The organism is Streptococcus sp. VT 162 (assembly GCA_000688775.2).
Lineage (GTDB): Bacteria > Bacillota > Bacilli > Lactobacillales > Streptococcaceae > Streptococcus.
Genome location: CP007628.2, coordinates 770910 through 785764, shown reverse-complemented (window position 1 = coordinate 785764; position 14855 = coordinate 770910). Strand labels below are relative to the sequence as shown.

The following is a 14855-nucleotide window of genomic DNA, read 5'->3' as shown; positions in this document are numbered from 1 at the left end:
TATTTTATATAACTAAACTATCCTTTCTGTAGTTTAAAGTTATGAATTATGTTCTTTATTTAATTAGTGTTTTGAAGTTTTTCCTCAGCATACTGAATCATCTTCTCAGCTACTTCCTTATCGTAGTCAAAGCCCATCATTTGGGCAAGCCTTTGAGCTTCTTGGTGAAAAAGTTGCATCGTAGCCAATAAAGACTGAGTAATTTTGTCTAAACTCGAGAAATCAAGCAGATTTGAGAATTCCTTCTCCTTCTCAGAAGGCAAGTAGTTATAGAGGTACTTGTAGTTCTTACCGATGTCGATTACTCCTCTATCTATTGCGACCTGCCAGGCCAAGACTTTCAAGAGTTCTTGCTGACAAATACCGTAGAGATGGTCTGTCGCATAGATGACTTGCTTACGACAAATTCCTTTGACCACGTAGGCTGACACCCACCAAAATTCATTGCAGGATGCTGTAAATTCCTCTTTGGAGGGCGGAGCAGTCCAGTAGTGCTTAGGATTAGGCAGATACGCTTCAAACAAACCCTTCTTATCTTCTAAAACGGTGAACCCAGCCTCACTATCCACCCACTCTTGAATTTGGTCTTTAAGGCAGAGGGTTAAATCAATCCGATTGCCATCTTCAAATAGCATGAGATAGAGGCGACGGTTGCCTAGGAGATTATGTTGCTCAATGATACGTGTGCCAAACTGGTCTAACCAAGCAAGGTCACTCGTCAAATTATCTAAGTCGTCCACGACATAAACAACATCATAGTCTTGAAATTCATCTGTTGGGGCATTGGGGTTTGTACGCGAACCCGATAGGGCCACAGCATCAACCTGTAACTTTTTAGCTATTTGTAAAATCAGGTCAAGCATTTCCTGGTCAGTTCTCATGTGGTTCCTTATTAGTTATTAATTTTTTGAGTGTTGTAAAGAACATGTTTATAAAGCGAGTTATTTACTAGAATTATTTCATTATCACATTCTTTAAAAAATTCCATACTCAATTGTTGCCTTCCGTATAAGAAATTCTTTATGTGAAATATTTTGTTTTAGGAAAAGGAGGTAAATTTAATCAAAATGATCTAATTTGAACGCATGGAGTTTTGATTTAGAGTCATACTGAACTACTGCAATCTTTTTATGAATTTTTTCTATTTCCTCAGCAGTGAGTTGTTCTTTTTTGGCGGCATCAATAAATCGATTAATTGTATCTTCATCAGATTCTTTAGTACTATTGTAATTATAAATTATCATTTCTGCATCGGTCTTTAATATAGAATTGAGGATATTATTCCACCACCAAAAGTCACTATTACCGATTGATAAACCATATAATATAAATAAATCAGTATCATTAAAGTACGATTTATATCTTCTGTCATTCTGAGCCCAATAGGGCTTTAGAAAATTTTTAGCTAAATACCTTTTATTTTCATTAGTTATTTGATTATCATTGTCAAAGCCGAACAACATTGATTTTGGGACATTCTGATAACCATGAGGATGGGAGATATTGGTAATTAAATAACTGGAGTGATTAGTATCTTTATTTAAATACGAATCAACTACATATACATCTTTCAATTCTCCATGATCAACAATTTTTTCTAACTTACAGTGTCTATTTTCAGGATTTGGATAAAATTTGATTTGTCTATCAGCATCCCTATACGGATGGGGATCAAATTGTTGTTTATCTAGCAATAAGATATTATCCAACATGGAAGTATAGTTGAAATTTAAAATTTCCCAGTTAAATAAAGAATAAAGTTTGGTTTTCCTTGGAAAAGCCAATTTATTGAAATTAATCCAATCTAAATCACCTAAAAAACGGGTAAAAGAAGTGAGAGCAATTCGTTTATCTGTGCTATCACTCCCTAAATCAGCAAGCATATCAGGAGTAATTATTTCATTTAAAAAATTTGAGAACTCGATTTGAAATTTATTGAAATCTTTAGTCAATTTCTCTATGTCCAGCCAGCCAGGTTGATTAAAAATCTCAATTAAACTATTCTCAAAGTCACTCCAATTTTGCTTGATATTGGGATTCTTTTCATTATCTTTCTTATCCTCAGTCATTTTTTTATAGATCATGTTATCTTTATCAAAATTCTTATGGCAGAGATAATTATAAAAATTTTGATAAGAAGTTCTGTACGGAGATTTAAGATATTCCATTAACTGAATATCTACACCATTTCCAAAGAGAGCCATGATATTAATTTGTCCATCATTAGCTAGTTCTTTAAATTCTTGATCTGTATATCTTGTATAACTCATAATTTCATTTTCATTATTTCAAAACACTGTCGCTTCTTCCAGTGTAAACTTCACGTTATCCTCAATCCATTTACGGCGTGGTTCGACCTTATCTCCCATAAGGACATTGACGCGACGTTCAGCGCGTGCTAGGTCTTCGATAGTGACACGGATGAGGGTACGCGTTTCTGGGTTCATGGTTGTTTCCCAGAGTTGGTCTGCATTCATCTCACCAAGACCTTTGTAGCGTTGAAGGGTAGCTCCTTTGCCAAATTGCTTGCGGAGTTCTTCTAGCTCTCCGTCCGTCCAAGCATAGGCCACTTCTTCTTTCTTGCCTTTGCCTTTGGACATCTTGTACAGAGGCGGAAGGGCGATATAGACATGTCCTGCCTCGACTAGTGGACGCATGTAACGGTAGAAGAATGTTAAAAGAAGAGTTTGGATATGGGCACCATCGGTATCCGCATCGGTCATGATAATGATCTTGTCATAGTTAGCATCTTCAAGAGAGAAGTCTGCTCCCACACCCGCACCAATGGTATAAATCATGGTATTGATTTCTTCATTTTTGAGGATATCCGCCATCTTGGCCTTGGCTGTATTGATAACCTTACCTCGAAGTGGCAAGATAGCCTGGAACTTACGGTCACGACCTTGTTTGGCAGAACCACCGGCAGAGTCCCCCTCAACCAGGTAGAGTTCATTTTTTGCAGGATTCTTAGACTGGGCTGGGGTCAATTTTCCAGACAACAAGCCCTTGTCTTTCTTGTTTTTCTTACCATTTCGGCTCTCATCACGCGCTTTGCGAGCCGCCTCACGAGCATCACGCGCCTTGATAGCCTTACGGATAAGATTGGAAGCAAGTTCTCCATTTTCCATGAGGAAGAAGGTTAACTTATCAGCCACAATCCCATCTACAACTGGACGAGCCAGAGGACTCCCTAGTTTATCCTTGGTCTGACCTTCAAACTGGAGGTGTTCTTCAGGAACCAGAATAGAAAGAACAGCTGCTAGTCCCTCACGATAATCTGAACCTTCTAAGTTTTTATCTTTTTCCTTGAGGAGTCCAGTCTTACGCGCGTAGTCATTCATAACCTTGGTAATGGCTGACTTGAGTCCTGTCTCGTGCGTTCCACCATCTTTCGTACGAACGTTATTGACAAAGGATAGAATGTTATCTGAGAATCCATCATTGTACTGGAGGGCAACTTCCACTTGGAAACCATTGTCTTCGCCTTCAAAGTATAGGACTGGCGTCAAGGTTTCCTTGTCTTCATTGAGGTAAGAAACAAAGTCTTGTACCCCGTTCTCATAATGAAATTCGATTGCTTCATCTGTTCGCCTATCTGTCAAAGACAAGGTAACATTTTTTAAGAGAAAGGCTGACTCATTGAGACGTTCAGAAATGGTATTGTACTTGAAGTCAGTCGTAGAAAAAATCGTCGCGTCAGGCATGAAGGTAACCTTGGTACCTGTCTTAGACTTGGGTGCTGTACCAATTTTCTTCAAGGTTGTAACAGGTTTTCCACCATTTTCAAAACGTTGCTTGTAGACTGTACCGTCACGAGTAATTTCAACTTCTAGCCAACTAGAAAGGGCATTAACGACTGAAGATCCCACTCCGTGGAGACCACCTGATGTCTTATAACCACCTTGACCGAATTTTCCTCCAGCGTGGAGAATGGTAAAGATAACTTCAACAGTTGGAATTCCCATGGCGTGCATCCCGGTTGGCATCCCACGACCATGGTCTTGAACAGTTAGACTGCCGTCCTTATTGATGGTCACATCAATGCGGTCACCAAATCCAGACAAGGCTTCATCGACTGCATTATCCACAATTTCCCAGACTAGGTGATGGAGACCAGCACCGTCAGTCGATCCAATATACATCCCCGGACGTTTACGGACCGCATCCAACCCTTCTAGCACCTGAATGGCGTCATCATTGTAGTTATTAATATTGATTTCCTTTTTTGACACAAGGAACCTCCTATTTGTTCATCTTTTCTATTTTACAGGTTTTCTAGCGATTTTGCAAAGCTTTTCCCTTTCAGTTGTCACAATTTCACAGGATATTCTCTGACTTTCTATACCATTTCATGGTATAATAGTTCTATGATGACATTTGTATTATTAATTTTAGCTTATCTGCTAGGTTCGATTCCATCTGGTCTTTGGATTGGACAAATCTTCTTTCAAACAAATCTGCGTGAACATGGTTCTGGAAACACCGGAACAACCAATACTTTCCGAATTTTAGGTAAGAAAGCGGGTATGGCAACCTTTGTGATTGACTTCTTTAAAGGAACCTTGGCCACTCTCCTTCCAATCCTTTTCCACCTTCAAGGTGTATCACCTCTTGTATTTGGACTTTTGGCTGTGATTGGACATACTTTTCCTATCTTTGCAGGATTTAAGGGGGGTAAGGCTGTCGCAACCAGCGCTGGAGTGATTTTCGGATTTGCGCCTGTTTTCTGTCTCTATCTAGCAATCGTATTCTTTGGAAGCCTCTATCTAGGTAGTATGATTTCACTATCTAGCGTTACTGCTTCTATCGCAGCCGTTATCGGAGTTCTCCTATTTCCACTATTTGGTTTTATCCTGAGCAGCTATGACCCTCTCTTCATTTTGATTATCCTAGCACTTGCTAGCTTGATTATCATTCGTCACAAAGATAATATTACACGTATCAAAAATAAAACTGAAAATCTCGTCCCTTGGGGATTGAACCTAACCCATCAAAATCCAAAAAAATAAAACGCCAGTTTGAAACTGACGTTTTTTTGTATGCTTATTTTGACTTGATGTAGTTGATACCGTCTGCCTTAGGTGCAACTGCTTTTCCAAAGAAGGCTGCCAAGACAAGAATGGTCAAGACATAAGGCGCGATTTGAAGGTAAACCGCTGGTACTCCTTGTAGGAAAGGCAATTGAGAACCGATAACTGCCAAACTTTGTGAAAGTCCAAAGAAGAGACTAGAAAGCATAGCACCGATTGGGTTCCATTTACCAAAGATCATTGCCGCAAGGGCGATAAATCCAGGACCGACAATAGTTGTCACTGAGAAGTTAACTGAGATTGATTGAGCATAAATCGCTCCCCCAATTCCACCAAGGAAACCTGAAATAACAACCCCAAGATATCTCATTTTGTAGACATTGATCCCCAAGGTATCCGCTGCTTGAGGGTGTTCACCAACAGAGCGAAGACGAAGACCAAAGCGGGTCTTAAAGAGAATAAACCAAGCAAGGAAAGAGAAGGCAATCGCGATATAACCTAGTAGACTGGTTGACTTGAAGAAGATATCTCCAATCACTGGGATATCAGCCAAAACTGGGAAATCAAAACGTCCAAAAGTCTGGCTTAAGTTATCCGTTTGTCCTTTGTTATAAAGAACTTTAACCAAGAAAACTGCTAGGGCAGGAGCCATCAAGTTCAATACTGTACCACTGACAACATGGTCCGCACGGAAATGAACTGTAGCGACGGCATGGATGAGGGAGAAAATAGCTCCCACGATACCAGCAACTAACAAGGAAATCCAAGGAGTCGCTGCTCCAAGTTGTTCTGCAAACTCAAGGTTAAAGACAACCCCAGAAAAGGCTCCCATAACCATAATTCCTTCAAGACCGACGTTAACGACACCACCACGTTCAGAGAAAACTCCTCCGATACTCGTAAAAATAAGTGGTGCTGAGTAAATCAGCATAGAAGAGACCAAGAGGGTGAGTAATGTTGTAATAGACATCCTTACTTACCTCCTTTAACTTGTTTTTTAGGTTTGACAAAGCGTTCGATAATGTAGTGAACGCTGACAAAGAAGATAATAGACGCTGTTACAATGCTAACAAGCTCAGACGGAACTTGCGCTGCGTTCATACCCGGTGCACCAACTTGTAGAACACCAAATAAGAAGGCTGCAAAGAGAATTCCAATTGGTGAATTTCCAGCAAGCAAACTAACTGCCATCCCGTTAAATCCGATAGCTAATGATGATCCCTGAACGTAAACGTTTTGGAAGGTTCCAAGACCTTCGACCGCTCCACCAAGACCAGCCAAGGCACCAGAGATAATCATTGATAGAATGATTGTACGTTTTGCTGAAATACCAGCGTACTCTGAAGCATGGGGATTAAGACCAACTGCACGAATTTCAAAACCGAGAGTCGTTTTCTTGAGCAAGAACCAAATCACGCCAACAGCAATGATTGCAAAGAAAATTCCGATATTCATACGGGAATTTCCAGTCAACTCTGATAACCATGATGTCTGGTATGTAGCATTGGCACTAACACGAATCGTTGAGTCTGTACTTTGCATAATATCTTTCGGAAAGGCATGAATAAAGGCATTTCCCACATACAATACAATGTAGTTCATCATGATGGTCACGATAACCTCTGACGTACCGAGATAGGCTCTGAGGATACCTGGAATCGCACCAACAATTCCACCTGCAATCAAAGCAATGATCACTGTCAATGGAATCAAAACGAGACGAGGCATATCTGGATTTGACAAGGCAAACCAACCACTGAGAATCCAGCCTGCAAGTGCTTGACCAGGAAGTCCAACGTTAAAGAAACCTGCTCGACTGGCAACTGCGAAACCAAGACCTATCAAGACAAGAGGACCCATGGCACGGAAAATTTCTCCAATTCCACGGAGGCTACCAAAAGCTGTATAGAACAACTCCTCATAACCCCAGATAGCATCATATCCGAAGATCCACATGACAATGGCTCCGAGCAAGATTCCTAAGAATACGGAAATCAAGGGAACCGAAATTTGTTGTAATTTTTTAGACATCACTCTTCTCCTTTCCCAAGTTTCCACCTGCCATCAAGACACCAAGTTCTTGTTTGTTAGTTGTTTCTGGCGATACAATACCTTGAATCTTACCATCGTGAATAACAGCAATTCGGTCTGAAACATTTAAAATCTCATCCAATTCAAAGCTGACAACAAGGACTGCCTTCCCGTTATCACGTTCTTCAATCAAACGTTTGTGGATATATTCAATGGCACCGACATCCAAACCACGAGTTGGCTGGCTGACGATAAGGAGATCAGGATCACGATCAATCTCACGAGCGATAATCGCTTTTTGTTGATTTCCTCCTGAAAGAGCTGCCGCTGGAACAAATTCGCTTGCCGCACGGACGTCAAATTCTTCCATCAATTTCTTAGCATGTGAAGTGATATTGGCATAGTTCAAGATACCATTCTTGCTGAGTGGTTCTTTGTAGTAGGTTTGAAGAGCGATATTTTCTGAAATCATCATCTCCAAAATCAAGCCATCCCGGTGGCGGTCTTCAGGAACATGCCCCACACTGAGTTCTGTAATTTGTCGAGGATGCATCCCCACGATTGATTTTCCTTTTAATTCAACGCTACCTGACTCAATCTTACGAAGACCTGTAATGGCTTGAATGAGTTCAGACTGACCATTGCCATCAATACCTGCAATACCGACAATTTCACCAGCACGAACATCCAAAGAAAGATTCTTCACAGCTGGTACACCGCGGTTTTCATTGACAGCCAAGTCTTTGATAGACAAGACCACTTCTTTTGGTTGTGGTGCTTGTTTTTCCGTTTTAAAGGAGACTGAGCGTCCAACCATCATTTCTGCCAAGTCCGCATTTGTTGCTCCTACGATTTCAACCGTCTGGATTGATTTCCCACGACGGATAACCGTCACTCGATTCGATACCGCACGAATCTCATCCAATTTATGGGTAATCAAAATGATAGACTTCCCTTCTTTGACAAGGTTTTTCATGATTGCCATCAACTCATCAATCTCTGAAGGAGTCAATACGGCTGTAGGTTCGTCAAAGATAAGGATATCAGCACCACGATAGAGTGTTTTCAAGATTTCTACACGTTGTTGGGCACCAACGGAAATATCCGCCACCTTAGCAGCAGGATCTACTGCCAAACCATAACGTTCAGAAAGAGCCTTGATTTCTTTAGTAGCACCAGCTATATCTAGAACACCATTTTTAGTGATTTCACTCCCTAAAATGATATTCTCAGCTACTGTAAAAGCCTCAACCAACATAAAATGTTGGTGAACCATCCCAATTCCAAGACCAGCGGCTTTAGATGGTGAGTCTAGTTTTACAACCTGACCATTCACCACAATTTCACCACTCGTTGGTTCAAGAAGTCCTGCCAGCATATTCATCAGAGTGGATTTACCCGCTCCATTTTCTCCTAAAAGTGCATGGATTTCACCTTTTCGCAGTTGCAAGTTGATTTTGTCGTTTGCTACAAATTCACCAAACACCTTGGTAATATCCCGCATCTCAATGACATTTTCGTGTGCCATGTGCTCTTCCTTTCAGAGGTTTATTTTATTTCAATAAAACCTGCTAATCACATTAACAAGCTTTATTGAGACAAAAATTGCCTCAATTCTTAAAGAAGCGACCGATGGCCGCTTCCTAAGAAATGACTTTTATCCATTATTTTTCAGGAACTTTTACGCTTCCGTCAAGGATTTTAGCTTTTGCATCTTCAACAGCTTTTTTACCTTCTTCTGAAAGGTTTGTTACTGCTAGCTCAACCCCTTTATCTTTCAATGAGTAAACAATCACTTGTCCACCAGGGAATTCACCTTTTTCTGTTTTGTTGGCAATATCTTTTACAGTTGTACCAACTTGTTTCAATGTAGATACAAGAACGAAGTTAGATTCTTTACCATCTTTAGAAGTGTATTTACCTTCTGCTGCTTGGTCACGGTCTACACCGATAACCCAAACTTTTTCGTTTTCATTTTTGTTTTCGTTCAATGATTTTGCTTCAGCAAAGACACCAGCACCTGTACCACCAGCTGCTTGGTAGACAACGTCTGCACCGGCAGCATATTGAGCTGCTGCGATTGTTTTACCTTTGGCAGCATCACCAAATGAACCAGCGTAGTCAACTTGGACTTTGATAGATGGATCTACTGACTCAACACCAGCTTTGAATCCAGCTGCAAAACGTGAAATAACTTCAGATTCGATACCACCTACAAAACCAACTTGTTTTGTTTTCGTAGTTTTCGCTGCTGCAACACCAGCAAGGTAAGCTGCTTCGTTATCCGCAAATCTTACGCTCGCAACATTCTTTTGACCTTCAATCACATCATCAATCAAGACATAGTTTAGGTCAGAGTGGTCTTTTGCTGCTTCCTCAACTGCATTGTGAAGGGCAAAACCAACACCGAAGATCAGGTTGTAACTTCCAGCCGCTTGTTGCAAGTTGTTAGCATAGTCTGCTTCGCTTGTTGATTGGAAGTAAGTGTAACCTTTATCTTTAGAAAGATTGTGTTCTTTACCCCAGTCTTGCAAACCTTCCCAAGCTGATTGGTTAAATGATTTATCATCAACACCACCAGTATCTGTTACGATTGCTGCTTTGGTCTTCATTTCTGATGAAGATGAAGCGGCGTTACGAGAAGAGCGGTTACCACATGCAGCAAGTCCAACTGCTGCTACTGCAACTAGACCAAGGCCTAGCCATTGTTTCTTGTTCATTACTGAACCTCCTAAATAAGATGTGCAACGATGTTGCAAGTATGGATTGGTTGGCCACAAGGACCGCGTCACTCAGAGAGTGACTCAGACTAATTTAAGTCTGTAAATGAGTATGGAAGTAACTCCCCGACCGTCATCTCGACCGTCGATTTATCTTTAGCGACTAAAGTCACTTTTAGATCTTGTTCAAAAAATTCAACCATGACCTGGCGGCAAGCACCACATGGCGAGATGGGTTTTTCAGTTTGTCCGTAGACAATCAATTCTGAAAACTCCCGTTGCCCCTCCGAAACTGCTTTAAAAATAGCAGTACGCTCTCCACAATTAGTCAAGGGATAACTAGCATTCTCGATATTGACACCCGTATAAATGCTACCATCCTTGGCAACTAAAACAGCTCCGATAGGAAAGTGAGAATAGGGGACATAGGCTTGTTTGCTGGTTTCAATTGCTAGTTCAATCAACTCAGTAGTCGCCATCTGCTAATTCTCCTTTTAAGATTGTTACACCAGCAGATGTTCCGATACGGGTAGCGCCTGCTTCCACAAAAGCGACAGCATCTGCATATGAACGAGCTCCACCAGCCGCCTTAACTCCCATATCTGGCCCGACTGTTTCACGCATCAACTGAACATCCTCAATAGTGGCACCACCAGTTGAAAATCCAGTTGATGTTTTGACAAAGTCAGCGCCTGCTTTCTGGGATAATTGGCAGGCCACAACCTTTTCATCGTCTGTCAACAAGCAAGCTTCAATAATGACCTTCACCAACTTGTCACCACTTGCTTCTACGACAGCACGGATGTCCGATTCAACCAAATCCAGATTGCCTGATTTGAGGGCACCAACATTGATAACCATATCAATCTCATCCGCACCGTTTTGAACAGCTTCTTTTGTTTCAAAAGCTTTCACAGCTGAAGTTGTTGCTCCCAAAGGAAAACCTATTACTGTACAAACTTTTACATCTGAGCCATCAAGCCCTGTTTTCGCATGTTTAACCCATGTGGGATTGACACAAACGCAGGCAAAGTCATACTCACGCGCTTCAGATAGCAAACGATCAATTTGTTCTTGACTTGCATCTTGCTTTAAAAGCGTATGATCAATATATTTATTTAACTTCATATTCGGATTCTCCCTGGTTTTATGAGATAATTTCTATAATTTCTCGTAAACTTTGCACTCCATCATTTATTTTAACATATTTTTGAAATTCTGTAACTAGTTCAGAAGAAATTTTTCCATTTGTATAAACTTTTGCAACAATTTCCCCTTTTTGAACGGAGTCTCCAACCTTCTTCTCAAAAACAATCCCTGTTTCATAGTCCAAGTCATCAGACTTGACTGCACGACCAGCTCCTAGTCTCATGGCATAGAGGCCAAATTCCATTGCAGGAAGAGCTGAAATAACACCCGTATCTTGAGCTGGAATTTCCACCACATGGGCAACTTTGACGGGGCGATAGAGATCTTCTAAATCACCGCCTTGTGCTGCTACCATTTCTTCAAACTTAGCCAGTGCTTGGCCATTTTCCAGGTGTTGACGGATTTCCTCAATCGTTTTTTCAACATCAGCCAAGCCAAGCATAATCTGAGCTAGCTCGCAGATAAAGTGACTAATATCTTCTCGGCCATTTCCTTGGAGAATCTCGATTGCCTCAAGGATTTCGAGACGATTGCCAATGGCTCTTCCCAAGGGTTGGCTCATATCGGTAATGACTGCTACCGTCTTTCGACCAACTGCCTTACCAAGATCCACCATGGTTTGAGCCAATTCGCGCGCCTCATCAACCGTCTTCATGAAGGCACCCTCACCGACCGTTACGTCTAGCAAAATGGCATCCGCTCCTGCAGCAATTTTCTTGCTCATCACCGAACTCGCAATCAAAGGAATCGTGTCTACAGTTGCTGTCACATCTCGGAGGGCATAGAGAAGTTTGTCTGCTTTAACCAGCTGATCTGACTGCCCAATGACAGATACACCAATGTCCTGTACCTGACGAATGAAATCTTCTTGACTTCGTTCGACTTGATAGCCCTTAATGGACTCCAATTTATCAATCGTCCCACCAGTATGGCCAAGACCACGACCACTCATTTTAGCAACGGGCACTCCGAAACTTGCAACAAGGGGAGCCAAAATCAAGGTCACCTTATCACCTACACCACCAGTCGAATGCTTGTCAACCTTAACCCCCTCAATAGCTGACAAATCAAACTCCTGACCTGTCTTGACCATATTCATCGTTAGATCAGAAATCTCACGTGTGGTCATTCCTTTAAAATAAACAGCCATAGCAAAAGCAGACATCTGATAGTCTGGAACAGTTCCAGCCACATAGCCTTCTACCAACCATTTTATTTCAGCCGTAGTCAGTTCTTGACCATCTCGTTTCTTTTGGATTAAATCAACTGCTCTCATTCTTTCACACTTCTAAGGATATAGTATCCCTTATCTTTCTTTACGATTTCACAATTACCAAAAACGTCTTCCATCTTACTTTTAGCACTTGGAGCTCCTTGTTTTTTCTGAATGACAATGGTTAAATCTCCTCCGTCTTTCAAGAAATCTCTGCTCTTTTCGATAATCTCATGAACAACTTGCTTGCCCGCTCGAATCGGCGGATTGGAAATAACATGGTCAAACTTTCCTTCAACTTGTTCAAAGATATTGGATTGGAAAATTGCTACTTCTACTTTATTTCGTTCAGCATTTTGTCGCGCTAGGTCCAAGGCACGATTATTGATATCGACCATGGTTACCTGAGCTCCATAAGCCTTGGCTAACGACAAACCCAATGGCCCATAACCACAACCTACATCAAGGACCGTCTCTCCTTCATTTACCTCTAGACACTTGAGCAAGAGCTGACTCCCAAAGTCAACCATTTTCTTGCTAAAAACACCCGCATCCGTCAAAAAGGTCATGTTTTTTCCCAACAACTCCACTCTCAACTCATGAATGTCGTGTGCAGCATCAGGATTTTCTGCATAATACATTTTACTCATAAAACTATTTTACCATAATTTGGCTTGAATTGTAAATCGTTTACAAAGTGATGATCAAATGAAAAAGACTGAAGAATCCTAGTCAAAAAACCTTTTCTTCAATCTCTTTCAATTATTAGAAATACATTACAATCTATCGGGAACTACAAATTATCATAGTCAGGAAAAAACAGTTCGTCTGCAATCAGGCGCATTTTTATTACTATTTCTTAACCTTAAAATACTTTATTATCAACAAGATTCCCAATATGATGTTTAGATAAAAACCCAACTGATAAGTTTGTGTCAAGATTTCCAAACTTGTCCAAAGTCGTATCAAATCTTCTAGTGACATACGGAATAGATATCCTTCTGTAGCAATCCACAAAATCAAAAATAGATAACTTCCAGCAGCAAGCCATTTCGTCCACTGCTTTTTTACTAGCCAGGCAATCAAGAGTGAGCAGATAAAGACAGCTGTTACAAGGAGATGATCCATTAAGAAGGTAAAACCGTAATAGGTTTCTACAAAGCGTCTACCATTATCCGCATTCGCTCCCCTTATAAAAGGTAAGGCAAAACTTAAAATAAAACAGAGTTCCAATATATAACTTTTTAAGATTTTCATGACACACCTCCTATAAGTTGTGAACCAAAAAGCCCACTTTCAATAACTGATAAGTCTTCAGAAACCATTCTCTATCTCATCATTAAATTATTCAACCTCCATCTACCTCTATTATACGATATTGACTTACTACCATCAAGAAACCGCTTTATCTTTTTAGCTTTTTATGGTATGATAAACAAAATATCTAGGGGAAAACAAATGACCAACGAATTTTTACATTTTGAAAAAATCAGTCGCCAGACTTGGCAATCATTGCATCGCAAAACAACCCCTCCCTTGACAGAGGAAGAGTTAGAATCCATCAAGAGTTTCAATGACCAGATTAGTCTGCAGGACGTAACAGACGTCTATCTTCCCCTTGTCCATCTTATCCATATTTACAAGCGCACTAAGGATGATTTGGCATTTTCAAAAGGAATTTTTCTTCAACGCGAAAGTAAATCTCAGCCTTTTATCATTGGGGTTTCTGGAAGCGTTGCTGTGGGGAAATCTACTACTAGTCGCTTGATTCAGATTCTACTATCACGCACTCTCCCAGATGCTACTGTAGAATTGGTGACAACTGACGGTTTTCTCTATCCCAATCAAACCTTGATAGACCAAGATATCTTAAATCGCAAAGGTTTTCCTGAAAGTTATGATATGGAAACCTTGCTGAATTTTCTTGACCGCCTAAAGAATGGGCAAGATGTCGATATTCCTGTCTATTCTCATGAAGTGTATGACATTGTTCCTGGAGAGAAGCAACGTGTCAAAGCTGCTGATTTTGTCATTGTCGAGGGCATCAATGTCTTTCAAAACCCTCAAAATGAGCGCCTTTACATCACTGATTTCTTTGATTTCTCCATCTATGTGGATGCAGCAGTTGAGGACATTGAAAGTTGGTATCTGGATCGTTTCTTAAAACTCCTCAGCTTTGCCCAAAATGATCCCAACAGCTACTACCACCGCTTTACGCAAATGCCAATTGGAGAAGTTGAAGCCTTTGCACATCAGGTTTGGACCAGTATTAATCTCACAAATCTACAAAACTATATCGAACCAACAAGGAATCGCGCCGAGGTCATTCTCCACAAGACTAAAAACCATGAAATCGATGAAATTTACCTAAAAAAATAATTTCCCCTTGTCAAAACCTAAGTTTTCATATATAATGGTATAGTTAGTAAATATGGAGGTAAGAACATTGGCAAACATTAAATCAGCTATCAAACGCGCTGAATTGAACGTTAAACAAAACGAAAAAAACTCAGCTCAAAAATCAGCTATGCGTACTGCTATCAAAGCTTTCGAAGCAAACCCTTCTGAAGAACTTTTCCGTGCTGCTAGCTCAGCTATCGACAAAGCAGAAACTAAAGGTTTGATTCATAAAAACAAAGCAAGCCGCGACAAAGCTCGTCTTTCAGCTAAACTTGCTAAATAAGAAACAGTCCATAGAGGCTGTTTTTTTGT

15 protein-coding genes are annotated in these 14855 nt (G+C 40.6%); 3 read left to right on the top strand and 12 right to left on the bottom strand.

What is annotated here, in order from left to right:
• Positions 1-59: 59 nt before the first annotated feature.
• From V470_03780 to gyrB, 3 genes are all read right to left on the bottom strand, one after another.
• Entirely contained in the window at positions 60-881 is an 822-nt protein-coding gene (locus tag V470_03780) for an aminoglycoside adenylyltransferase (GenBank protein ID AHZ47558.1), read from the bottom strand.
• A 177-nt stretch (positions 882-1058) separates the two neighbouring features.
• On the bottom strand, positions 1059-2270 hold the full coding sequence (locus V470_03775; protein ID AHZ47557.1) for a hypothetical protein: 1212 nt from the start codon (positions 2268-2270) through the stop codon (positions 1059-1061).
• Positions 2271-2288: 18 nt separating this feature from the next.
• Positions 2289-4232, bottom strand: coding sequence for a DNA gyrase subunit B (gyrB, locus tag V470_03770; GenBank protein ID AHZ47556.1), 1944 nt, complete (start codon positions 4230-4232; stop codon positions 2289-2291).
• A gap of 135 nt (positions 4233-4367) precedes the next feature.
• Here gyrB and V470_03765 point away from each other — a divergent pair, with 135 nt between their 5' ends.
• Positions 4368-5009 (top strand): glycerol-3-phosphate acyltransferase, encoded by a 642-nt coding sequence (locus tag V470_03765; GenBank protein AHZ47555.1) that lies wholly within the window; start codon positions 4368-4370, stop codon positions 5007-5009.
• A gap of 34 nt (positions 5010-5043) precedes the next feature.
• On the opposite strand, the gene V470_03760 is transcribed toward V470_03765, so the two are convergent.
• The 9 genes from V470_03760 to V470_03720 form a co-directional block, all read right to left on the bottom strand.
• Entirely contained in the window at positions 5044-6000 is a 957-nt protein-coding gene (locus V470_03760; protein ID AHZ47554.1) for a sugar ABC transporter permease, read from the bottom strand.
• A gap of 2 nt (positions 6001-6002) precedes the next feature.
• Positions 6003-7061: a branched-chain amino acid ABC transporter permease gene (locus V470_03755; GenBank protein ID AHZ47553.1), complete on the bottom strand. Its 1059-nt coding sequence runs from the start codon at positions 7059-7061 to the stop codon at positions 6003-6005.
• On the bottom strand, positions 7054-8589 hold the full coding sequence (locus V470_03750) for a heme ABC transporter ATP-binding protein (GenBank protein AHZ47552.1): 1536 nt from the start codon (positions 8587-8589) through the stop codon (positions 7054-7056). Before V470_03750 ends, V470_03755 begins: the two co-directional genes overlap by 8 nt.
• Positions 8590-8725: 136 nt before the next feature.
• Positions 8726-9781, bottom strand: coding sequence for a membrane protein (locus tag V470_03745; protein ID AHZ47551.1), 1056 nt, complete (start codon positions 9779-9781; stop codon positions 8726-8728).
• Between the two features lie 89 nt (positions 9782-9870).
• Positions 9871-10260: a cytidine deaminase gene (locus V470_03740; GenBank protein AHZ47550.1), complete on the bottom strand. Its 390-nt coding sequence runs from the start codon at positions 10258-10260 to the stop codon at positions 9871-9873.
• Positions 10247-10909 carry a deoxyribose-phosphate aldolase gene (locus V470_03735; protein AHZ47549.1) on the bottom strand — a complete coding sequence of 221 codons (663 nt, stop codon included), beginning with the start codon at positions 10907-10909 and terminating at the stop codon, positions 10247-10249. Before V470_03735 ends, V470_03740 begins: the two co-directional genes overlap by 14 nt.
• A gap of 19 nt (positions 10910-10928) precedes the next feature.
• On the bottom strand, positions 10929-12206 hold the full coding sequence (gene deoA / locus V470_03730; protein ID AHZ47548.1) for a thymidine phosphorylase: 1278 nt from the start codon (positions 12204-12206) through the stop codon (positions 10929-10931).
• Positions 12203-12784, bottom strand: coding sequence for a 16S rRNA methyltransferase (locus tag V470_03725; GenBank protein ID AHZ47547.1), 582 nt, complete (start codon positions 12782-12784; stop codon positions 12203-12205). The genes deoA and V470_03725 overlap by 4 nt, the downstream gene beginning before the upstream one ends.
• Positions 12785-12995: 211 nt before the next feature.
• Positions 12996-13400, bottom strand: coding sequence for a membrane protein (locus tag V470_03720; GenBank protein ID AHZ47546.1), 405 nt, complete (start codon positions 13398-13400; stop codon positions 12996-12998).
• A gap of 201 nt (positions 13401-13601) precedes the next feature.
• Between V470_03720 and V470_03715 the strand changes: the two genes are divergently transcribed.
• A complete protein-coding gene (locus V470_03715) occupies positions 13602-14522 on the top strand; it encodes a pantothenate kinase (GenBank protein ID AHZ47545.1) in 921 nt (306 codons plus the stop codon).
• A 67-nt stretch (positions 14523-14589) separates the two neighbouring features.
• Positions 14590-14826, top strand: coding sequence for a 30S ribosomal protein S20 (locus tag V470_03710; GenBank protein AHZ47544.1), 237 nt, complete (start codon positions 14590-14592; stop codon positions 14824-14826).
• Positions 14827-14855: the final 29 nt, after the last annotated feature.